The 22,551-nt window shown below is 60.7% G+C and carries 18 protein-coding genes and 1 pseudogene; 9 read left to right on the top strand and 10 right to left on the bottom strand.

Annotation, left to right across the window (positions count from 1 at the left end; genetic code table 11):
* Window positions 1-46: 46 nt before the first annotated feature.
* Window positions 47-1,240: a CaiB/BaiF CoA transferase family protein gene (locus FW756_RS01720; RefSeq protein ID WP_446428453.1), complete on the bottom strand. Its 1,194-nt coding sequence runs from the start codon at window positions 1,238-1,240 to the stop codon at window positions 47-49.
* 83 nt (window positions 1,241-1,323) lie between these two features.
* Here FW756_RS01720 and FW756_RS01725 point away from each other — a divergent pair, with 83 nt between their 5' ends.
* Window positions 1,324-2,886 carry a PucR family transcriptional regulator gene (locus FW756_RS01725; RefSeq protein ID WP_446428454.1) on the top strand — a complete coding sequence of 521 codons (1,563 nt, stop codon included), beginning with the start codon at window positions 1,324-1,326 and terminating at the stop codon, window positions 2,884-2,886.
* A gap of 250 nt (window positions 2,887-3,136) precedes the next feature.
* On the opposite strand, the gene FW756_RS01730 is transcribed toward FW756_RS01725, so the two are convergent.
* The 3 genes from FW756_RS01730 to FW756_RS01740 all read right to left on the bottom strand — a co-directional run bounded on the left by FW756_RS01730 (window position 3,137) and on the right by FW756_RS01740 (window position 7,065).
* Complete coding sequence (locus FW756_RS01730; protein ID WP_446428455.1) at window positions 3,137-3,832, bottom strand: hypothetical protein; 696 nt, start codon at window positions 3,830-3,832, stop codon at window positions 3,137-3,139.
* 18 nt (window positions 3,833-3,850) lie between these two features.
* Window positions 3,851-4,378: an amino-acid N-acetyltransferase gene (locus FW756_RS01735; protein WP_446428456.1), complete on the bottom strand. Its 528-nt coding sequence runs from the start codon at window positions 4,376-4,378 to the stop codon at window positions 3,851-3,853.
* A gap of 155 nt (window positions 4,379-4,533) precedes the next feature.
* Window positions 4,534-7,065: an ATP-dependent Clp protease ATP-binding subunit gene (locus FW756_RS01740; protein WP_446428457.1), complete on the bottom strand. Its 2,532-nt coding sequence runs from the start codon at window positions 7,063-7,065 to the stop codon at window positions 4,534-4,536.
* Window positions 7,066-7,206: 141 nt separating this feature from the next.
* On the opposite strand from FW756_RS01740, the gene FW756_RS01745 reads away from it, so the two are divergent.
* The 8 genes and pseudogenes from FW756_RS01745 (at window position 7,207) to FW756_RS01780 (ending at window position 15,603) form a co-directional block, all read left to right on the top strand.
* Window positions 7,207-8,142 carry a MurR/RpiR family transcriptional regulator gene (locus FW756_RS01745; RefSeq protein WP_446428458.1) on the top strand — a complete coding sequence of 312 codons (936 nt, stop codon included), beginning with the start codon at window positions 7,207-7,209 and terminating at the stop codon, window positions 8,140-8,142.
* A 150-nt stretch (window positions 8,143-8,292) separates the two neighbouring features.
* Window positions 8,293-8,979, top strand: a complete 687-nt coding sequence (locus tag FW756_RS01750) for a tyrosine-protein phosphatase (protein WP_446428459.1) — start codon at window positions 8,293-8,295, stop codon at window positions 8,977-8,979.
* Window positions 8,976-9,803 (top strand): metallophosphoesterase family protein, encoded by an 828-nt coding sequence (locus FW756_RS01755; protein WP_446428460.1) that lies wholly within the window; start codon window positions 8,976-8,978, stop codon window positions 9,801-9,803. The genes FW756_RS01750 and FW756_RS01755 overlap by 4 nt, the downstream gene beginning before the upstream one ends.
* A gap of 56 nt (window positions 9,804-9,859) precedes the next feature.
* Window positions 9,860-10,882, top strand: a complete 1,023-nt coding sequence (locus tag FW756_RS01760; RefSeq protein WP_446428461.1) for an ABC transporter substrate-binding protein — start codon at window positions 9,860-9,862, stop codon at window positions 10,880-10,882.
* A complete protein-coding gene (locus FW756_RS01765; RefSeq protein ID WP_446428462.1) occupies window positions 10,866-12,542 on the top strand; it encodes an ABC transporter permease in 1,677 nt (558 codons plus the stop codon). Before FW756_RS01760 ends, FW756_RS01765 begins: the two co-directional genes overlap by 17 nt.
* Window positions 12,543-12,637: 95 nt before the next feature.
* Window positions 12,638-13,783: pseudogene (locus FW756_RS01770) on the top strand (ABC transporter ATP-binding protein); the annotation flags it as partial.
* Window positions 13,780-14,421, top strand: coding sequence for a histidine phosphatase family protein (locus tag FW756_RS01775; protein ID WP_446428463.1), 642 nt, complete (start codon window positions 13,780-13,782; stop codon window positions 14,419-14,421). The pseudogene FW756_RS01770 and the gene FW756_RS01775, both read left to right, overlap by 4 nt.
* A gap of 99 nt (window positions 14,422-14,520) precedes the next feature.
* Complete coding sequence (locus FW756_RS01780) at window positions 14,521-15,603, top strand: acyltransferase (RefSeq protein WP_446428464.1); 1,083 nt, start codon at window positions 14,521-14,523, stop codon at window positions 15,601-15,603.
* Window positions 15,604-15,617: 14 nt separating this feature from the next.
* On the opposite strand, the gene cls is transcribed toward FW756_RS01780, so the two are convergent.
* The 6 genes from cls to FW756_RS01810 all read right to left on the bottom strand — a co-directional run bounded on the left by cls (window position 15,618) and on the right by FW756_RS01810 (window position 22,542).
* Window positions 15,618-17,087 carry a cardiolipin synthase gene (gene cls, locus FW756_RS01785; protein ID WP_446428465.1) on the bottom strand — a complete coding sequence of 490 codons (1,470 nt, stop codon included), beginning with the start codon at window positions 17,085-17,087 and terminating at the stop codon, window positions 15,618-15,620.
* A gap of 60 nt (window positions 17,088-17,147) precedes the next feature.
* Window positions 17,148-17,324, bottom strand: coding sequence for a hypothetical protein (locus FW756_RS01790; protein WP_446428466.1), 177 nt, complete (start codon window positions 17,322-17,324; stop codon window positions 17,148-17,150).
* A 506-nt stretch (window positions 17,325-17,830) separates the two neighbouring features.
* Window positions 17,831-19,369 (bottom strand): lysine--tRNA ligase, encoded by a 1,539-nt coding sequence (lysS, locus tag FW756_RS01795; protein WP_446428467.1) that lies wholly within the window; start codon window positions 19,367-19,369, stop codon window positions 17,831-17,833.
* Between the two features lie 70 nt (window positions 19,370-19,439).
* Entirely contained in the window at window positions 19,440-20,168 is a 729-nt protein-coding gene (locus FW756_RS01800) for an NAD(P)-binding domain-containing protein (protein ID WP_446428468.1), read from the bottom strand.
* Window positions 20,165-22,027, bottom strand: coding sequence for a PH domain-containing protein (locus tag FW756_RS01805; RefSeq protein WP_446428469.1), 1,863 nt, complete (start codon window positions 22,025-22,027; stop codon window positions 20,165-20,167). Before FW756_RS01805 ends, FW756_RS01800 begins: the two co-directional genes overlap by 4 nt.
* Entirely contained in the window at window positions 22,024-22,542 is a 519-nt protein-coding gene (locus tag FW756_RS01810) for a PH domain-containing protein (RefSeq protein WP_446428470.1), read from the bottom strand. The genes FW756_RS01805 and FW756_RS01810 overlap by 4 nt, the downstream gene beginning before the upstream one ends.
* Between the last annotated feature and the right edge of the window lie 9 nt (window positions 22,543-22,551).

Below are 22,551 nucleotides of genomic sequence, written 5' to 3' on the forward strand. Positions count from 1 at the left end.
CCGAATGAATGCAAATGAGATGTGAAAGATGTACGCGAATTGGCGCCTAGCGCGGCAGCCACTCCGCATCCTGGTGTTCTCCCACGCGCGGCGGCGGAGTGTCGTAGCGCGGTGGGGTTGCAGAGAACGAGATTGGGGTGGCAACTGAGCGCAGGGTCCGTTCAACACCCTCATCATCCAGTGCGTGCGTCTCGGCGACGGGTTCGAGGCCGAGCGAGTCTGCAAGTTCCAGGGCCTGTGCGATCGTGTTCACACGACCTGCGGGGATAACCGCAGCGGTGAACTCCTCGATCCACTCGGCTGCGGGGCGCGTCTGCAATCGTTCTTCGAGTGCCACGCGTAGGCTCACACGGTTCGCAACGCGATCCACGTTCGTTGCATAGCGCGGATCGGTCGCAAGCTCAGAAATACCGAGCACGTCGCACAGCCGGGCGAACTGGCCGTCAGTGCCGACTGCGAGGGCGATCGACTGGTCCGCTGCCGCGAAGGTCTCGTAGGGCGAGATCGACGGATGGGCATTCCCCATCCGGCCTGGCGAAACACCGGTTTCAAGCGTTGAAGACGTCTGATTCGCAAGGGCCGAGAGCAATGAACCGAGCAGGGTCACCTTGACATGCTGACCACGGCCGGTCATCTCAGTGCCGGGGGTCTCGCGAGCGCGAAGGGCCGCCTGAATGCCGATCACCGAGTTGAGGCCGGTCAGAATGTCGACGAGCGCAACGCCAACCTTTGTCGGTTCGCCGCCGTCGGCGTCTGCTCGACCGGTGATGCTCATGAGGCCGCCGACGGCTTGGACGAGCAGGTCATAACCCGGAAGGTTCTTTCCTTCCGCATCGCCAAAGCCTGAAATCGAGCAGTACACCACGCCTGGGTTCTCAGCTGCGACCTCGTCGTAGCTCAAACCAAACTTCGCCATGGTGCCTGGTTTGAAGTTCTCGATAACGACGTCTGCAGTGCGCGCGAGCTCAGCAGCGCGTGCTTTGCCTTCTTCCGAGCGCAGATCGCAAACGACCGAACGCTTGCCACGGTTCACACCTGCGAAATAGGTGCTCTGACCGATCGCGTTGGTCGGCGGGTTCCACTGCCGGGTACCGTCGCCTTCTGGACTTTCGATCTTGATGACATCCGCCCCGAAGTCGGCGAGGATCATCGTCGCGTGCGGTCCCGCGAGAACTCGCGAAAAGTCGGCTACTCGAATGCCGCTGAGCGGCCCCTGCTGTGCATGTACGTCGTCGGTCACGCTCTCAGTCTATGTTTGATCCGCACACCTCAGTTCGACAAAGTGCACATCTTGTCCCGTATCAACTGTGCAATGATGGCACCATGGCTACACTGTCGCAGCTCCTCGCAATTCCCGATCTGGGGCTTCGCCTCATCCAGGCTGGCCGTCGCGACCCCGAGCTCACTTGGGGTTCAGTGACCGAGCTTCTCACACTGTCGGAGTATCTTGAGGGCGGTGAGATCATCATGACGACGGGCCTCGCACTTGACGGCGATGATCCGCGCTGGCGTGATTTCGTCGCGAGCTTGAGTCGCGCGCAGGTCGCAGCCATTGGCTTCGGCGTCGGCGTGAACCACGACCAGGTTCCGGCACAGCTCGTACAAGCCGCAAGCACCTATCAGGTCGCGCTGTTTGAGATCGCGCTCCCGACGCCCTTCATCGCGATCAGCAAGGCAATCGCTGAACTGTTGCGCACCGATGAGCTGCGTGAGACTCGCAATGCACTTCGCATTCAGGAGCGCTTGCTTGACAGCGCTCGTAGTGAGCAGGAGCCAGCGGCCGTACTCGCGAGTATCGCCCAAGCAACCGGTCGTCAGCTCGCCGTGGTGAGCAGTGACGGCAGTGTGCTCGCTGGTACGGGCGGCTTTGCTGCGGCGCAGGCATCGGCGCATGGCGCGGCGCCTGGATCGCCACAAGCGATGGAGCAGGTGCCACTCAACTCCGCAGGCTCACTCCAGCTCCATATTTCTGGTGGCACACCCCTCTCACCCGAGGGCCGCTCAGTCATTGCCGCAGGAGCAATCGTGCTCGGCCTCGGCATTCGCGGGAGTAGCGCGGCAGAAGCGCGCGAACGCCAGCAGTGGGCGAGGCTGACTGAAGGGCTCCTCACCGGCTCCCAAGCACCAGCAGCGTTGTCGGTGTTGTTCCCCTCGCACCCGCTGCCAGCAACAGTGCGAGCTGTAGCCGTGCAGGGTGCTGCGGAAGACCTCGTCGAGTGGCGTTCGCGCGCCCGCTCAGGATTCGAACGACTCGTCACTTCGGCACTGCCTCACATTTCGGCTCCCGGCATCGCGCAAGCCTGGCAGCTCGTGCCTGATACGTCAGCTGCTCTCGAAGCAGCCATTGCTGCCGCCCACGCGCACGGGCTCGACGTCGTACTCGGTCGGCCGGTCGGTGCGGCGGATGCACCGCTCAGTCGGCGATCCGCGCTCGCCAAACTTCCGACGCTGTCGACCACGGCGCCGCTCTACATTGCCCCTCGTGTGCCCGAGACGATTTGGGCCGATCGCACCTCCCCGGTACTTGAGACCCTCATGACGCTTCGCGTTACGGGTGAGCTCACCGGCGAGCGTGGCATGCGCACCCTCGGCGGCAACGAAGCACCCGGCGCTGAGCTTGCCGCGCGCGTGCTCGGCCCGCTCGCTCGTGAAGCAACGGTGCTTGCAGATGCGGATCGCGAGACGCTCAGAGTTACCCTTCGTGCAGTGTTCGAGGCTGACGGCCAACGTGGCCCGGCGGCGACCGCCCTCGGTATCCACCGCAACACGCTGCGTGACCGTATGCAGCGCATCGAGCGGCTCATTGGTCGATCCTTCAGCGACCCAGATGATCGGGCCGAGATCTGGATCGCGCTACGTCTTGAGGAGCAAACGTTCGCGCAGTGAGTGCGGTGCCACCGCTCGCGGGCGCATCGCGGGCGCATCGCGGGCAAATCTCCTGGGCCACCACGCGGGCACCCCCGCGAAATGGCCCCTTTCTGACACAGAGGGACCTTTCATGCGCAAATAGAGCCCCTCTTCGCAAACAAGGCCTATTTTCGGGCACCTGCCGACCCGGGCACCTGCCGACCCGGGCACCTGCCGACCCAGGCACCTGCCGACCCAGGCTGCGCCCGGCCTGGGGAGCACGCCGTGTCTAGTACAGCAAGAACTGCGCGGAAGCCTTACTCGTCGTTCCGACCACGGCGGTGCGCAGGTGATACGTCGAGCCTTCGCCAAACGCGTCGTCGCGCGTGATGTCACACGTCTCAGGGTCTGAGCGGGTGCGATCCCACACAATAGGTTCAGTTTCGAGTGGCTTGCCAGGCTCAAGAATAATCGGGCGCTTGGTCTGATCGGTCTGGCAGTCAGATGATCGCCAGACAATGTCGTCACCGCTGGATATCTCAAATGACATCGCAGCTGTGCCAAGATCAATCACGCACTCGGCCTCGCTGGTGTTCTCCACCGAGAGGGAGAGCTCGGGAAGTTCGCCTGGATCGTACGAATCATGGTTCACCAGCGAGGTCACCATGACACGGGCCTGAGCGCACTCCCGTGGCTCACCCTCTTTCTTCGCTGACTCTTGCTTCGCCTGCTCCTGTGCGGTGATGTCTGATGGCACATCAACCTTTTGCGCGCCCGAAGCATCAGCATCCGGCTTTGCTGACCGTCCAGGCAGCACGATAATCAGCACGATCGCAATGATGATCGCAACCAGAATTCCGAGCACCGCAAGTCGGCGCCGCACGTAGACGCTCTTTGCTTGGCTGCCAACGGGGTTGCGGATCGCAGACCCCAGACCGCCCTCGCCGGGGGCCTGTTGTGGTGTCTGATTTCCGTTGCCTGACATAGTCTCAGGCTACCGCCATTACTCGAGCAGACGCTTGATCATTCGCGTGTTGCCGAGCGTGTTTGGCTTCACTCGGGCGAGATCCAAGAACTCTGCAATACCTTCGTCAGTTGAGCGCAACAGCTCTGCGTACACCTCTACTGCGACGAGCGACTCGTTCTCTTCCACGGGTGAGAAGCCGTGACGCTCAAAGAATCGCGTCTCGAAGGTGAGACAGAACAGCTGTTCGAGTCCAAGCTCACGTGCACGCTCTTGCAGGGCAGAGAGCAGCAAGTGGCCAACACCCTTGCCGAGCCATTCGTCAGAGACACCAAGCGTGCGTACCTCGCCAAGCTGTTCCCACATGACGTGTACTGCGCCGTAGCCAATCACGCGATCTTCTGCATCTACCGCGACGAGAAATTCAGGGACGGCCGCATATAGGTCAACGAGGTCCTTGCCGAGCAAGATTCGTCGGGCAATCAGCGGTTCCATGAGTGCCACCATTGCGCGCACGTCCTGGGTGCGCGCCTGGCGAATGGTCACTGCCGATGCCTGAATTTCCATGCCCCGAGTCTACTCGTCTCTGTACCTGCTTCGATCCGCGCTCGGGTCGGCAGCTTCCCGACCCAACTCGTCACAGAAACGCGAAAGACCGGCACCCAATGGATGCCGGTCTCTCGCATGCGACTAGCGAGCTAGCCGTGAGCGGTTACGACTGCTTAGTCGGTCGCACCCGGGGTGGGTGCGGTTGAGGCTGCGGCGGCAGCTGCCGACGCTGAGGACTCACCGTGTGACTTCGGGTTCTGGCTCTTGGTCTCGAAGGTGAACTTGCCGCTCTCCTCCTCGATGTCAACCACAACGGTGTCGCCTGCGACGAGCTCCGAACCGAGAATGCGCTCGGAGAGCTGATCCTCGATCTCGCGCTGAATTGCGCGGCGCAGCGGACGTGCACCGAGCGCGGGGTCGTACCCAAGGTCTGCGAGGCGCTCGCGGGCAGCCTGCGAGATCTCGATGTACATGTCGCGATCGAGCAGACGATCCTTGAGCTGCTTGACGAAGAGGTCGACAATCTTGAGTATCTCTGGCTTCGTGAGCTGCGGGAAGACAATCGTGTCATCGACACGGTTAAGGAACTCGGGCTTGAAGTGCTTCTTGAGCTCCTCGTTGACCTTGCCCTTCATCTTCTCGTAGCCGTGGCGAACATCACCCTCGATCTGGAAGCCAACGGGGCCGCCCGCGATCGCGGTCGAGCCGAGGTTGGTCGTCATGATGATGACGGTGTTCTTGAAGTCGACGATCCGGCCCTGACCATCGGTCAGGCGACCCTCTTCAAGGATCTGCAGGAGCGAGTTGAAGATGTCAGGGTGTGCCTTCTCGATCTCGTCGAACAGCACGACAGAGAACGGCTTGCGGCGTACCTTTTCGGTCAGCTGACCGCCTTCTTCGAAGCCGACGAACCCTGGAGGGGCACCGAACAGGCGTGAAACAGTGTGCTTCTCACCGTACTCAGACATGTCGAGCGAGATGAGCGCATCTTCATCGTCAAACAGGAACTCAGCGAGTGCCTTCGCAAGCTCAGTCTTACCGACACCAGTGGGGCCGGCGAAGATGAATGAGCCCGACGGACGCTTCGGATCCTTGAGGCCAGCACGCTGACGGCGGATCGTCTTCGCGAGCGCCGAAATTGCCTCGTTCTGGCCGATGACACGCTGGTGCAGTGCCTCTTCCATGAAACGCAGGCGCGAGGTCTCTTCTTCGGTGAGCTTGAAGACGGGAATACCGGTCGCCTGTGCGAGCACCTCGGCGATGAGTCCCTCATCGACCTCAGCAGCAGACTCAACGTCACCCGAACGCCACTGCTTCTCCATGCGGAGACGCTCTGCGATCAGCTTCTTCTCTTCGTCACGCTTGCCAGCGGCCTTCTCGAAGTCCTGATCCTCGATCGCCTTTTCTTTATCGGCACGGACGACAGCAATCTTCTCGTCAAACTCGACAAGCTCGGGTGGGCTCGACAGGATCGAGAGACGCAGGCGCGCGCCTGCCTCATCGATGAGGTCGATCGCCTTGTCCGGCAGGAAACGGTCCTGCACGTAGCGGTCAGCAAGGTTTGCCGCTGCAACGATTGCGCCGTCGGTGATTGACACCTTGTGGTGCGCCTCGTAGCGGTCACGGAGACCCTTGAGAATGTTAATCGTGTGCGGCAGCGAAGGCTCGTTCACGATAATCGGCTGGAAGCGGCGCTCGAGCGCTGCGTCCTTCTCGAAGTGCTTGCGGTACTCATCGAGCGTGGTCGCGCCGATGGTCTGGAGCTCACCACGTGCGAGCAGCGGCTTCAGAATGTTCGCAGCGTCAATCGCGCCCTCAGCTGCACCCGCACCGACGAGGGTGTGAATCTCATCGATGAAGATGATGATGTCGCCGCGGTTGCGGATTTCCTTGGTGACCTTCTTCAAGCGTTCCTCGAAGTCACCGCGGTAACGGCTACCAGCGATCATCGACGAAAGATCAAGCACGTAGAGCTGCTTGTCCTTCAGCGTTTCGGGAACTTCACCCTTGACGATTGCCTGTGCAAGGCCCTCGACGACTGCGGTCTTGCCCACGCCAGGCTCACCGATCAAGACAGGGTTGTTCTTCGAACGGCGCGAGAGGATCTGCATGACCCGCTCGACTTCCTTCTCACGGCCGATAACCGGATCAAGCTTGCCGTCACGAGCTGCCTGGGTGAGGTTGCGACCGAACTGGTCAAGCACCTGCGAACCCTTGGTCTCACCCTGCTGTTCAGGCGCGCCAACGGTCGCGTTCTCCTTGCCAGCCTGGTAGCCAGAAAGCAGCTGAATGACAGCCTGACGTACGCGGTTCAGATCAGCGCCGAGCTTGACGAGCACCTGAGCGGCAACGCCCTCGCCCTCACGAATGAGGCCGAGCAGGATGTGCTCAGTGCCGATGTAGTTGTGACCGAGCTGGAGCGACTCACGGAGGCTCAGCTCAAGCATCTTCTTCGCACGCGGCGTGAAGGGAATGTGGCCGGCGGGTGGCTGCTGGCCAGTGCCGATAATTTCGGTCACCTGCTCACGCACGGCATCAAGTGAGATGTCGAGCTGCTCAAGCGCCTTCGCGGCTACACCTTCACCCTCGTGGATGAGGCCGAGCAGAATGTGCTCAGTGCCGATGTAGTTGTGATTCAGCATCTTCGCCTCTTCTTGGGCGAGGACGATCACGCGCCGAGCGCGGTCGGTGAATCTCTCAAACATCGAATACCTCCTGTTTCCGGGGACACATGGCGGCAGCCTCCCGGTCGATAAATCCAGGCTACGCGCTGATATTGGAGTGTGGGGATTTGTTCGCCAGAGGCGTGCAAGGTTCCCCCGATTCCCGTTATGAGCGTCCAGCTCATGAACAGCAGGCAACGCACGGCGCGCGAGGATGCGCGGATCCTGCCTGCTCCTTACCTTGCTGCCATGCAGCAATCTTCTGGAGTTCCCGCGCACACCGATATCGTTCCGCCGACGCTTGCGCTGATCCGCGCCCTGAGACCCAGCCTTGGCCCAAGCGAGGGGGCAGTAGCGGGAGTCATTCTGGAACGGTGCTCCGATATCCCTGACTGGTCAACGCAGGAGCTCGCTGCAGCGGCAGGCACCTCGGCCGCAACGGTAGTGCGCGCGTGCCAACGGTTGGGGTTCCGGGGCTATCAGCATCTGCGCCTTGAACTCGCACGCGAAGGCGCTCCCCTACAGACATCTGAATCTGGCACACACCTCGATGCTGTCACTCAGTCATTCTCTGGAGCGCAAGAAGCCCTGCGCCTGAGCGCCGCAGCGATTGACCGCTCGACGGTGCTGCGGGCAGCGCAAACTCTGCTCAGTGCTCGACGAATCATGTTTACGGCGAATGGGTTTTCCGCACCACCGCTGCAGGACGCAGCGATGCGTTTCGCGACCGTGGGGCGGCCTGTTGAGTCGCCACTCGATATCCTCGCGCAACAGTTCACTGCGCACACACTCGGTCCTGAAGATGTGTGTCTTGCACTGACGCATTCAGGTGCGAACGCTCACACCTTGGCAACGGTGCGCGCTGCACAGCAGGCAGGCGCAACCGTCATCGTGGTGTGCAGCTATTCGCATGCTCCGATTCCCGAACTCGCCGATACCGTCATCGCGACAGGTTCGCGCAGTGCGCAGCAGGCAGTTGACCCGTTCTTTTCGCGTGTCAACCATTCCGTCGCCCTCCACGCGCTCCTCACTGCGTACACAGATCTCGCAGGTGGCGGCAACGCAACTGGCATGTTTGACGTTGTCGCAACGGCACTCTCTGACTCAGCAGAGTCCTAAAACGAAGCTCGCCCCGACTCTTCATTTCCGGTTCCCTCGTCATTCACTCAGCAGTCACATGCACCAGTGAGAGTGATTCCTGTAACGCATTTCATCCAATGTGAAACGGCGGTGCAACACGAATTACACGACGATCAGGAGACACACTTGGTGAACGAGCTCGCCTTGCAGGGAACCTACAACGCACGCAGCATTGGTGATCCGAATGCTCCCTGGCTCGTGCGCACTGCGGCAGTCGACGCCATGACTGCCGCCGACGAACAACATCTGCGTGAACTTGGTGTGACCCAGATCATCGACCTGCGTGAGCCCTCTGAACACGCACAGCGACGGCATTCGTTCCCCGTGGTCTCGGTACCGCTGTATGGCTCGACACCACCGTCAGACGGCACGCTCGAGTCGGTCTACCTCGGTCTCCTCCGCGACAACGGACGGGCGCTTGCACTCGCTGTGACGCAGCTCGCAGCAACCACCGGAGCAAGTCTGGTGCACTGCGCGGCCGGCAAGGATCGCACAGGTCTGGTCGTCGCCCTCGCCAGGCTGGCAGCTGGTGAAAACCGCGCGACAGTGATCGCGGACTACGAGCTTTCTGGCGATCGCGTGCGCCCGCAGCGCAGTGACTTGGTCGCTCGCCAACTCAACGGTCTCGGAATCGCTGGCGAAGACCGCGCTGCCGCAGAACGGCTCCATCTCGACAGCCCTGCGGCGGCAATCAGCATCGCACTCTCAGAACTTGATGCGCTCGGTGGCGCCACCGAGTACCTTCTGGCACACGGCGCGCCTGAGGAGGCGCTCAACGAACTACGGTCTCGCGCTCGTATTGGTGCAGTGCGATGAGTCGCGAGACTGGGCGCTTCACGGTGCTGCACCTGAGTGATGTCCATGCGACTGAGTCTGGGGAATTATACGGTGCCGTCGATGGCCTCGCACGCCTGTGCAGCGTTGGTGAGTACGCAGTTGAAGCCGGAATCACTCCCGAGGTCGTGATTATTACCGGGGATCTCGTGCAACGCGATAATCCCCGCGCCTACATCGCCTTTGAGGCTGCACGTCGGCGACTCGAACTCCAGCTTGGCGCCCCTGTTCTCACTGTGCTGGGGAATCACGACGATCCAGTTGCCGCCCGCACACTCTCGGGGCACGAACACCGTCACTTCGACGTGTCATACATCGAGGACTTCCGCATCATCCGGCTCGATTCCCACACGGGCAGTCTCGGGCAGCAGCAGCTTGCCTGGCTTGCAGAGACGATCCGCACACCACATGGCCGTGGCACGATCGTCGCGATCCATCACGCGCCGCTCGATTCCCCACTGCCAGCGCTCCGCAAGCAGGGGCTACGCGACGCTGATGACTTGCTTCGCGTGCTGCGTGGGAGTGACGTGCGCGCCGTGCTCGCTGGCCATTTTCATCACCCGTTGAGTGCCACGGCCGACGGTATCCCGGTGTTTGTCGGGCCGTCCCTTGCGTATCACCAGGTCATGGACGCGGATCCGGATTCCGTTGCGGGTCACGACTCCCCCATGTTTTCGCTCGTCAGGCTTACCGCTCACGATGTGAGCGTCGCCACCGTCAGCCTGTGTGAACCACAGCCACTCTTCCGAAAGCCACTCACGCCCGCGGCGAGCGCGCCAGCTGCGCGAGCGTCTGCTCAAGGCTGACCCTTGTCTTTTTGTCTTTCCCATATCTCTCATTTCTTGTTATCCAGGAGAACCAAATGATTCGTAAGCATGCACTTGGCGCGATTGCCGCGCTCACCCTCGGCACGATCGCGTTGACGGGTTGCTCGTCACCGGCTGCTGACGCCAAGCCAGAGCAGGACGCAGAGCCTTCGTCCCTCACGCTGTACACCTCTGAGCCGCAGGAGAAGATCGATGAGATCGTCTCGGCGTTCGGCACCGCGCACCCGGAGATCGAGGTTGAGGTCTTCCGCGCAGGCACTGGCGACCTCACGGCACGTATCGCGGCAGAAGAGAAGTCAGGCGATATCGGTGCGGATCTGTTGCTCGCAGCAGACGCAGCAACCTTTGAGGACTACGCAGCACGCGATCTGTTGCTGCAGTACGAATCGGCCGAGGCCGAAAACATCTTGCCGGAGATGCTGGATCCCGAAGGCTTCTACGTTGGCACCCGCATGCTGCCAACCGTCATTGCGGTGAACACGAATGTCATTACTGACGCCCCAACGTCGTGGCAGGATCTCACTGACGCGCAGTACGCAGGCAAGATTGCAATGCCAAACCCTGATGTCTCGGGCGCTGCAGCATACAACGCAGCTGTGTGGCTCGACAATGAGAAGCTGGGCAAGACCTGGCTCGAGGCGCTTGCAAAGAACGAGCCGCTGATTGCTGACAGCAACGGTCCTGTCTCCCAGGCTGTCGCTGACGGAAGTAACCCCGTGGGTATCGTGGTTGACTCGCTCGTCCGCGATCTTGCTGCTGCTGGCTCACCCATCGAGGCTGTCTACCCGAGCGAGGGTGTTCCCTACGTCACTCAGCCTGTCGGCATCTTTGAAAACACTGACTCGCCTGAGGCTGCGAAGCTCTTCGTCGACTTCCTCATCAGCAAGGAAGGCCAGGAGATTGCTGCCAAGCAGTCGTACCTGCCAATCCGTGAGGACGTCTCCGGCCCAGCTGGTGCACCGAAGGTGGCAGACATCACGTTCCTTTCGCCCGATCTTGAGATGATCCGCGCTACCCAGGCTGACGCCGTACAGACGTTCAATGGCCTCTTCCAGTAATACATTCCGAGTAGCGGGGGCGGCCCACCTGGGTCGCCCCCGCGCCGGGGTGCGCCGCATAGACGGACTCACGTTTACCCGAGGTGCACTCTGGCTGGTGCTCTCGGCGCTCGTCATCGTGCCGATTTGCGCAATTATTGTGCTTGCAGCGACCGGCGGTGGGTGGAGCGAGCTGCTCTCATCCAAGGTGTTTGAGGCTGCGGTCAATTCGCTCGTCTCAGCCACCCTGTCTGGTGCGCTTGCAGTTGTAGTGGGAACATTCCTCGCAATCCTGCTCGAACGCACCGATCTCCCTTGGCGCCGCGCGCTACGGGTGTTGGCCCTCAGCCCTATGCTCATACCACCCTTCGTCGGAGCAATTGCGTGGTTGAGTTTGCTCGGCCCGAGCTCAAGCCTCAACCGGTGGTGGGAGGCCCACTTCGGGCACCCGCTCTGGAACCTCTACGGTGGCGACGGCGTGATCTTCCTGCTGACGCTCCACAGCTTTCCAATTGCCATGATGATCGTGACTGCAGCATTGAAGCGGGTGCCAGCCGACCTTGAACAAGCGGCACGCATCGCGGGCTCATCTGCAATGCGATCCTTGTGGGAGGTCACCGTGCCGCTCTTGCGTCCCGCAATGCTGTCAGCTTTCACACTCGTCGCTGTCGCGAACCTCGCAGACTTTGGTATTCCGTCGCTTGTTGGCTCGCCTGGCAAGTACACGACGCTTTCGACGCTTGTATACCGCTATCTACAGTCGGGAACGGTCGAAGACCCGCTCGCTGTGGTCGCAGCAATCGGGTTTGTCTTGCTCGTTATCGCGTTGCTAGGCGTGGTTGTTGATCTTTTGCGCGCGCAGACGAGGGTAGAACTCGACGTGCAAGCTGCCGCCCCCGCGCTGCTCCCGCTTGGTCGCGCGCGCCAAACTATCGGAGTGATTGCGGCGCTTGCGATCGCGGCGCTCACCGTCTTGCCGCTCGTCACGCTCGCGATGCAGGCGCTTCTCCCTGCTCCCGGAGTCCCCTTCACTGTTGAGAACATCACGCTCGACAGCTTCGCCCGTGCGCTCAGCGCTTCTGGCACGCTCACCGGAGTCTCGAACTCGCTGTTTCTCGCGGTGACAGCAGCAGTCATCTGTGGCGTCCTTGGACTCGCAATCGGCACGCTCGTCACGCGCACACGGTCTCGCGCAAACCCTGCGATGCTCGGGCTCGCGCTGCTCCCGCAGGCGATCCCGGGTCTGGTCATCGCAGTTGCATGGCTCGTCATCGCGCCCTTCATCGGGCTCCGCGATACTCCGTGGATCATTCTCTGCGCGTACCTCACGTCGTTCCTTGCGCTTGTCGTGCAGTCAGTAAGTGCGCCCCTGTCGGCCACACCCACAACTGCCGAAGAGGCTGCTCGGGTCTCTGGTGCATCAAGGCTCCGAGCGCTCTGGGATATCTCCTGCCGCATGGCCGTTCCCGCTGCGATCTCAGGCGCAGTACTCGTTGGTCTGACCGCCGTGCGTGAATTGACGCTCTCCGTGCTCCTCCTCTCGCCGGGGTCGCAGACCCTTGGCGTCGTCATCTTCAACCTGCAACAGGCCGGTGCGTACAACGCATCGTCGGCACTGTCGCTCATCGTTGCGTTTGTCGGTCTGGCCGGACTCGGTCTCACCGCGCGCTCCCCTCGTTAGGTATTTGCATGTCTTCTGTCACTCTCGAATCTGTCAGCCTCGCATTTCCAGATGGCCATCTTGGCCTCGCCGATATCGACCTTTCAATCGGTGATGGTGAGTTCATCGCGCTGGTAGGCCCTTCTGGGTCAGGCAAGACGACACTGCTACGCGCCGTGGCTGGATTCGCGCGGCCGACAGCTGGCACGATCCGCGTCGGTGAAGAGATCGTCGCGAGCGCGGATCGTGCTATCGAGCCAGAGCATCGCGGACTCGGAATGGTTTTTCAGCAGCATGCAATCTGGCCGCATTGGAATGTTGCTCGAAACGTGGCCTACCCGCTCAAGCGTGCAGGCGTGAGTCGTGCAGAACGCGACCGGCGTGTAGCCGAGGTACTCGATCTCGTCGGTCTCGCAGGCACAGAGAAGCGAAACCCGGCGACACTCTCAGGTGGACAGCGACAGCGCGTCGCAATTGCACGCGCCATCATCGCAAAGCCCAGGGTCCTCCTCCTTGATGAGGCGCTCTCAGCGCTCGATGAACCGCTACGCGATCGCCTTCGACTCGAGTTGCGCGCGCTCACTCGAGAGCTCGGCCTGACAGTCATATTTGTCACCCATGACCGTGGCGAGGCGCTGGCCATCGCAGACAGGGTCGTCGTGCTCGACGCAGGACGTATTCAGCAGCAGGCCACCCCAGCTCACCTTCTCGCAAATCCAGCGACACCGTTCGTTGCCAGGTTCATTGCTGACGCGACAGTCTTGCCCGGGCGCCTTGTACAGACAGCGAGCACCGCTACCGCTATAGCAGCTTCAGCCGCAGCCTCTGCGTCTGGTCCTGCCCCTGCGTCCGTTCCTGCCTCTGGGACAAGCACAAGTACACCTGCGAACTGCCATGACGTCGAGTTCTTCGCGGACTCGCACCCGCTGCGTGTCCAGGCAAGTCTGCTCACGCGTGACCAATTCACCGCGCACCAGGGTCATGTTGAGCTTGCGGTGAGTCCTGAATCGGTGCGAGTCGTTGCTGATCCGCACGGCCCCGCAACCGTGCGTTCTTCTCTCTTTGGCCGCGAATGCGACGATCTCATCATCGAGTGGGGCACCCTCACATTGCGCAGTCGGGTGAGCGGTACTCGCGCCGCAGTCGGTGATCGGGTGCGCGTCGAAATCACTGGCGGCACCGTCTATCCTTCGGATTCACAGCAGACTTCGACGCCGCTGCTTTCGACGCAGCAGCGTGAACCAGCTAGCCTTGCGGCATGACTGAGTTCACGCCCGCGGTAATTGCACTCGTTCGTCACGGGGAAACTGATTGGAACAATGCACGCCGCATCCAAGGGCGCACTGAGGTACCGCTGAACGACACAGGTCGGGAACAAGCACGAGCAACAGGTGAGCTCCTCGTCTCACTCGCTTTGGGTGCTGGGGCTGACGTCACCCCGCGCACAGACACCGGCCACATGTGGCACTCGGTAACGTCTTCCCCTCTCAGCCGCGCACACGAGACCGCGGCGATTATTGCAGCGTCTCTCCGCCTCACTCCCCCGCAGGTTGACCAGGCCTTCATCGAACGCGACTTTGGCCCGGCAGAAGGCATGGACGTCGCCGAAGCTATGGAACGCTGGCCAGGCCTCGTCATTCCTGGCGCGGAGTCACTCGACGTACTTGCCGAACGCACCGCTCGCGAGTTCGACCGAGTGCTCACGACCGCGCCAGGTTCGATTGTCGTCGCTCACGGTGCGATGCTGCGAGCGGGCCTGGCGCGGATCACCAACTCCGAGATCCCCAGAATCTTGAACGGTGAAATCTGGCTGTTGCGACGTGAGCACAGCGGTGGCGCCGTCGAGGTCCGTTACTCAGTTGAGCGCGCGTCTGTGTCGGAAGAGTTCTCTCCAGCCTGAGAAGTCGCCGTTCACTCAGTACGCTAGAGGACGGACACACTGCTCCGTTTGTGTGAGCTGTCTGCGTACCCAAGTTTCTGAGCCGAAAGTCGCCGCATCATGACTGTTTCTTCATCGATTGGTCAACAGCCGGCCGTGGCTCGACCCCAACGTATTCTCTACCTCGACACGTTGCGTTCCCTCGCAATTGTCGCCGTAGTCCTCCTGCATTCAGCAGCATGGAACTGGTACCACACCCCGGTCGACACTGTGGGATGGCAGGTACTCAACATCTACGACAGCATCGTCCGGTTCTGTGTCCCGGTCTTTTTCATGGTGAGCGGTGCACTGTTCCTGCAGCCTGAACGAAACATCACGCTGACATCGATCCTGCGTAAGTACATCCCTCGAATTCTTGTCGCCTATGTGGTGTGGTCAGCGTTCTACGCGGTGCTCGGCACGTATGGCCCTGGTGGGAACGGGTCAATTCGTTCACTCATTGCGCAGTTTGTGCTCGGGCATTATCACCTCTGGTTCCTCTTTGTGCTCGGTGGGCTGTACCTCGTCACCCCCTTGCTTCGGGCCATCACCAAAGACCGGACAAACGCGTGGTACTTCGTCATACTCGCGTTCATCTTCGCCTCGGTCTTGCCAGTGCTCACGCACCTGCCGCAGGTCGGCTACCTTATCTCCAGTGTCCTTGAGACCACTCGAATGCATCTTGTCCTGGGGTACACGCTGTTCTTCGTCCTCGGGTATCTCCTCAGCACCATGAGACTCACTCGAAAGCGCGTAACACTCATTAGCGTCTTTGGCGTGGTCGGGGTCATCGCCACTGCGGCTCTGACCTCACTGTTCTCGCTTCGAGCTGGAGAACCAACCGCCTTCTTCTACGACTTCCTTACGCCGAACGTGGTCGTCGCCGCAGTTGCCGTATTTACCCTGGTGCGTGCAATAAGCACACGACGAGCTCCGAGCGACGCTAAACCACATCCCGTGCTCGCGCTCATTGGCACGCTGTCATTCGGAATCTATCTGGTACACCCGTTCTTCCAGTGGCTGTACCAGCAGTTTGATATTTCTGCGTCGTTTGCCCCAACGATCGTCTCGGTACCGTTGTTGACGCTCATGATCCTGATCCCGAGCGGTGTCGTGGCGTGGCTGCTACAGCGGATCCCGAAGGTTGGCTCTTACATCAGCTAGCAGGGGACAGCTTGCTACTGGAGAGCGCTGGTCAGTCGCGCGAGTCCGTCGAGCAGCTGAGAGCGCAAAGGCTGCTTTGACCATTCCTCGATGGTGAGTTCACGTGAGTTGTCTCGGTAGTACTCGGTGACCTGGTCAAGATCGCTGATGAAGCTCTCGCCGTAGACGACCATGGAGATTTCCATGTTCAGTCCGAACGAACGCTGATCCATGTTTGATGAGCCAATCACGGCGACCGAGCGGTCCACAGTGAAGTGCTTTGAATGCAGGATGTATGGCGGACGGAACATCCAGATCCGCACACCGGCCTGCAGCAATTCTTCGTAGTACGAACGCTGTGCGTGGTACACCATCGCTTGGTCGCCAGTTTCTGACACGAAAAGTTCGACCTCGACCCCACGGGCAGTCGCCGCGCGCAGCGCGTTCATGATCGATCCCTCTGGAACGAAGTAGGGACTCGTGATGCTAATGCGATCCTGCGCGGTGTACAGCAGCGAAACAAACACCTGGAGGTTGTTTTCAGCGGCGTATCCCGGTCCGCTCGGAACGATCTGGCAGTCGAGCGTGCCAGGGAACGACGGCGTCAATTCTGGCAGGTTCAGGTGTTCGAGGTACTCGCCCGTCTCGAGGTACCAGTCGCCCTGGAACACGGCTTCCAATCCGAGCACGATCGGACCTTCAACGCGCACCATGATGTCGCGCCAATGCAGGCCGCGACGAATGTTCGAGCGTTTGTTGTAGCTCGAGTCCACGATGTTCTGCGAACCCATGAATCCGACTCGACCGTCGACGACCAACAACTTGCGGTGGTTGCGGAGATCAGGGCGCTGATATTCACCGCGCCACGGGCGCACCGGCAACAGGTACGCCCACTCGACACCAATCTCGTCAAGTGTTTCTCTGGTCCGCTTGGCACCAGGGTTACGCACAGCCGAGATGTGATCGAGGAGGACACGTACCTGAACGCCTCGTTCGCGAGCCTCTCGCATAGCTTCAAAGATCACATCGGTCGTCGCGTCATGCACCAAGATGTAAAACTCGACGTGCACGTACTTCTTCGCGCTGCGGATCGCATCAGCCATCCAAGCGAACGAACGTTCGTAATCGATGCACATGCTTGCGCGGTTGCCACGCAGCATGGGCTGCGCGCCAAGCGACTTGCCAAGCTCTACGGCGTTGAGTACGCCGATCTGCAGATCCTCTGGATCTGTAGTGAGCCGGCCACCGTCGACCTCAGAAATGCCTGAGACAAACTGGTTGATTGCCTCTTGCTTGAGCTCACGATGCTTTGGGAGACGCTTACTCCCGATAATGAGGAAAAGGATGAGTCCCGGGATTGGGAGCAGGAAGATCGCGAGGAGCCACGCCATTCCTGACGTTGGGCGGCGATTACGTGGCACCACAAACAAGGCAACGATTCGAATGATGATCTCGATCGTCAGAAGCGAGACCGCCCCGAGGTACGCCCAGTTAATAGCCGCCACTAGAATGCCCTCTCGCCGGTACAGTTTCGTTCAACTGTAGCGGTGGAGGACTGTTTTCGGCTATTCCTCGCGGGCGGGTAGGCCAGCCTTCGCGCGCTCTTCAGCCTCAATCTCGCGGTAGATGCGTCGTTCGGTGCGATCAGCCCGAAGGATGAGTCGAATGACGAGCCAGAAGAAGATGCCGATCACGACAGTCGGAATTAGCGACCAGACCGCGTTCACCCACCAGTTATCCATAATGAGTAAGCCTAGCTTTCTGGCCCGGGCGCTTCCTGTGAACTCACGGTTCCGCGTGTCTTGCGTGTTCCGCAGCTTTGGGCTTTTCTGCGGGTGCGCCGGGTGCTGCGGGTGCGCCGGGTTCTGCAGGTGCTGCGAACCATCCGCCGCACCTCAACTCCACCGAAATGACCCGTTACCGCCGAAAACACCCGTTATTCACGCAAATAACCAACCTCAGTGTCAGAAAGGGGCATTTTCGTCGAGGTCACTGAAGTTTGCACCGAGCCGTGCAACCTTCACGCCAAGCTGTGCACCTTTCGTGCCAAGCCTTGCAGCCTTCGCGCCACTTTGCGGTACATACTCACTTGGCAACACGACACACTCACCCGATTGCGCGGCATACTCACTCGATTGAGCGCCCCGAGCACAAAACACAGGGCAAAGAGAAAGGCGCCGCCGACTCCATTCAAGGAATCGACGGCGCCGAGTTCAAGCAAGAACTCAAGAACTCAAGAACTCAAGAACTACTTCACGAGCGGGAAGAGGATCGTCTCGCGAATGCCAAGGCCGGTCAGAGCCATCAGCAGACGGTCCATGCCCATTCCCATGCCTCCCGAAGGTGGCATTGCGTGCTCGAGTGCGCGCAAGAACTCCTCGTCAACGCCCATTGCCTCATCATCGCCGCGAGCCGCTTCAGCAGCCTGCTGCACGAAGCGATCGCGCTGCACCACGGGGTCAACGAGCTCCGAGTAACCGGTTGCAAGCTCGAAGCCACGGACGTAAAGGTCCCACTTCTCAACGACGCCCTCGATCGAGCGGTGATGACGCGTCAGCGGGCTGGTCTCAACTGGGAAGTCCATGACGAAGGTCGGCGCAGTGAGGCCGTCCTTCACGAAGTGCTCCCAGAGTTCTTCAACGAGCTTGCCGTGGTTGGGAAGCTTCACTTCAACGCCCTCGGCGTCTGCAATTGCCTGCAGTTCTTCAACCGAAGTCTTCGGGGTGATCTCCTTGCCGCATGCCTCAGAGAGGGTGCCGTACATCGAGATGCGGTCCCAGTTGCCGCCAAGGTCGAAGAGGGTACCGTCTGCCCACTTCACGACGTGGCTGCCTTCGCGCTCGGTGCCAGCGTTTGCCGCGAGCGCCGCGTTCTGAATGAGCTCCTGCGTCAGGTCGGCGATACCGTTGTAGTCGGTGTACGCCTGGTACGACTCGAGCATTGCAAACTCGGGGCTGTGCGTCGAGTCAGCGCCCTCGTTGCGGAAGTTACGGTTGATCTCGAAGACACGCTCAAGGCCGCCAACGACCGCGCGCTTCAGGAAGAGCTCGGGTGCGATACGCAGGTAGAGCTCCATGTCGAACGCGTTCGAATGCGTGATGAACGGACGAGCCGATGCGCCACCGTGCATCGTCTGCAGCATCGGGGTCTCGACCTCGAGGAAGTCGTGCGAGGCGAAGGTCTTACGCAGGCTGGCCATGGTGCGAGCGCGGGTCACAACGTTGATTCGTGCCTGCTCACGCTGGATGAGATCGAGGTAGCGCGCACGCACGCGGGTCTCCTCATTCAGCTCGCTGTACATGTTCGGAAGAGGCGCAAGTGCCTTCGACGCAATCTGCCACTCGGTTGCCATGATCGAGAGTTCGCCGCGGCGGCTGGAAATAACCTCACCCTTGATGAACAGGTGGTCGCCAAGATCGACGAGTTCCTTGTACGCAGCGAGTGACTCTTCGCCAACCTCGGCGAAGCTCACCATTCCCTGAATGCGGCTGCCATCTCCTGCCTGCAGCGACACGAAGCACAGCTTGCCCGTGTTGCGCTGGAAGACCACGCGGCCTGCGAGACCAACGATGTCGCCCGAGGCGGTGTCGGGAGTCTCCTCGAGGTGACCCCACTGTGCGCGCACGGCAGGAATCGAAGTGGTCACAGGAACAGCTACGGGGTATGCGCCGCCAGCGAGATCACCGGAGGCGTTGAGCTTGTCACGCTTCTCCAGTCGCACCCGCTTCTGTTCGAAGACATCTTCCTCGGTCTCGGCCGGGGTGGTGGGCGCGGTCTGCTCGCTCATGGGCGGGTTCCTCCGTCAGATCGTTTTTGAAGCGCGCCAAACACGAACGTGAGTGACGCACCACACCATCTTAGCCGCGCTCGTCCCAGGTTTCTTCGGCATCGCGAGGATCAGCCTCAAGTCCAGCGACATTTCGTAGTTCTTCATCGATGGCTGCTCCCACGACCCCACTAAGGAGGAGGTCGGGACGCGAGATTCCGATACTTGCCAAGATCGCGGCTGGAGTTGCGACGGCGGCCCGCGCAGAGCTGAGCGCAGCGTCGAGCGCCCGGGCATATGTCGGCCGGTCTGCTTCTGCAACGACCACCGGCTCTGCCCCCATCTCAACAGCGAGGGCTTGCCCGATCGGCAATACCGGCGCTGGCGCGGTGACAGCTACCGCCGCACCAGACAGTCGGGTGAGGTCAAGACTCGTGCCTGTAAATACAATCGCAGGCGTGAGCGCAATGGGAATCACACCCGGTGCGTCGGCAAATACTCCCGCACCAAACTCAGGTGCGGTGTGGATCGCCAATTGACCTGGCTGCCATGCACCCAGCTTGGTCAGTCCTTCGACAATCGCAGGAAGTTCGCTTCCCGGAACAGCGAAGAGCACGAGTTCAGATCGACGCACGATCTCAGGCACCTCAAGAATCGGTACCCCGGGCAACATCGCTTCCACGCGTTCTCGCGCTTCATCGCCAATCGCGTTTACGCCTGTGATGGCGTGGCCAGCTCCGGCAAGCGCACGTCCAAGCACGGGCCCGACGTTCCCTGCACCAATGATGCCGACTCCAAGTCGACTTGCGCCAAAGCTCATGCGTGACTCCCACGGAGTGCATCGCGTTGACGCGAGTCCTGAAGTTGAGCGGCGAGCACGGCGTGTTCAAGGTCGGCAAACAGCACTCGCGCGTCTGCTTCGGCAAGGCCACGCATTTCCACCCGCACTGGCCCGAGAACGGTATGCGCTTGCACCGACGCGAGCCCGAGGAAACGGTGCACGACGGGCTGTCTGAACTGAACCGACTGTGCGCGCACGAGCGGCATAATCACGAGCACACGGTTGAGCGCCCCACGACGAATTCGAAGCGTTGCTTCTTCTCCTTCGCTTGCAGTGGTGGATACCTCTGTACGTGCGCCAGCGGTCTCGATACGCACGCCAGCACGTCGCTTCCCGAACCACAGAACGGGTGCGGATCGCGGCCCCGCCCCCAGGTATCCCTCCCCGCGTCCGACAAGTCCATCAATGATGCCAGCCGCGGCTTGCTCACCGCCAAGGCCAGGCATGATCGTTTCAATGACGCGAATGACATCTTCAAGCTTGCCAACCGGGAGCACAAGGTTCTGCGTGGTCGCATTCTGGCCACCTTGGGCAACAGACTGACCAGCGAGCGTGATACGTACCTTCCACCAGCCGATCGGGCGCCAGAACAGTGGCTGCCGTGCCTCAACGGCGTGCACTTTGCCGAATGGAATCGACTCAGTGACCGTCGACGTCAGACCGGCTCCAATGCGCACGGAATCAGCGCCACGTGAAAGCGTAAAGCCGTAGCCCTTATTGAATTGCGAGATGAGAATTGTCGCGAAGACGATAACCAGAGGACCAGCAGCGAATGCTAGGCCCGCAGCGATACCCGCAACCCCAGTGTCGTCACTGAACAAGAACTTAAAGGCACCAAAGACGAACCCGCCAACCGCGAGCAGCACGAAGAGGATAAGCATGATGCTCTCCCAGCCCAGCAAGATGGACGCGATCAGACGGCCAACAGGAACCTTGACCAGGGTCTGCTCAGCGATCGCCTCGGGCGCAATATCTGCATCCAGAATCTGGTCGACGCGATCTGAAAGGCCAGCAGCGCTCAGCAGCTTTGGGTCAGTCGTTGATGCGTGAGTTGCGGCTTCGCCAGACCCGGCGTGAAGGTCGCCGGCAAGGGGCACACCGGCAACAGGCATTCCCATGGGCGCCTGCTGTGCCACCGGTCCAACACCGGCTCCACCGGCAGCAACTACTCCATGAGCAGTTGCCCCACCGGCTGCCTGGGTTCCTCCAGCAACCTGGGCTCCGCTTCCTCCACGGGCGGCAGCAGCACGTCGCAGAATCTCACCGCGTACGAGCTTCGAATCTGCAAACGAGAGGTATGCAAGTTCGACCTTGCCGCCCTGGCCAGCCGTCACGACTTCGACCTTCGCCAGGCCGAGAATTCGTGCAAACAGGCTGCGCTGCAGGTTGACACTTTGGACGCGTTCTAGGGGCGCTCGGCGATGCTTTTTCGAGAGCACGCCGCTCCGCTCTTCAACGGTGTCTGCCGTGATGCGATAGGTCTGGAACTTCCAGACCACCCACGAGAACAACACGATCAGCAGCACAACGACGAGCACTCCACCAAGAGCGATCGGAACGAGGCTGCGCGCCACGATGAAATCAATGGGATCGCCAGAATATTCGTTGACCTCGGGCGGTAGCCCGTCACCACCATTTGAAAAGGCATCGCTCATGAAGAACTGAATGACACGGTCGCGCATGTTTGCGACCACAATGCCAATGATGACGAGGAGCGCGAGACCGCCTCGCAGCAGCGGCGAAAGCGGGTGCAAATGCCGCCAGCCCTCAGCGTCTGCTTTGCCAGGCAACGCGACGGATGCGGGGGCAGCTGGCTGTCCAGGAATGTTCTCGTTCACAGGCCCGACCTACGGGTCTCAGCAAGCTTCACGAGCTGGTCGCGCAGTTCTTCTGCGTCAGCGACAGCCAAGCCTGGCAGATTCACACCGGTTGCAGCAGAAGCCGTCACAAACTTCAGCGTTGCGAGACCAAGCATGCGCGCGATTGGGCCACGGTTCATATCGACGAGCTGCAGACGTCCGTAGGGCACCGCGACAATACGTTCGAACATGAACCCGCGACGGAACAAGAAGTCATCTTCACGCAGTTGGTAGCCAATGGTGCGTACGCGCCGGAAGGAGAAGAAGGCGCTCAACACACAGATCACCAAGAGGGCGCCACCGATGATGAGGGCGCCAAGTACTGCATCATCATCGTCAGAAAGAATCACGATAGCGGTCACTACAGCAGCAACAATGAGACCCCACAGGAGATTGAAGATCAGGTCTGACCACACGTAGCGTGGCGACACTCGATGCCACATATCTTGTGTGGCAGCGTGCTGTATTTCTGGGGGCATGGCGTGATGCGTCATACTTCCTAC

The sequence above is a fragment of the Leucobacter sp. 1207-22 genome (assembly GCF_052850455.1).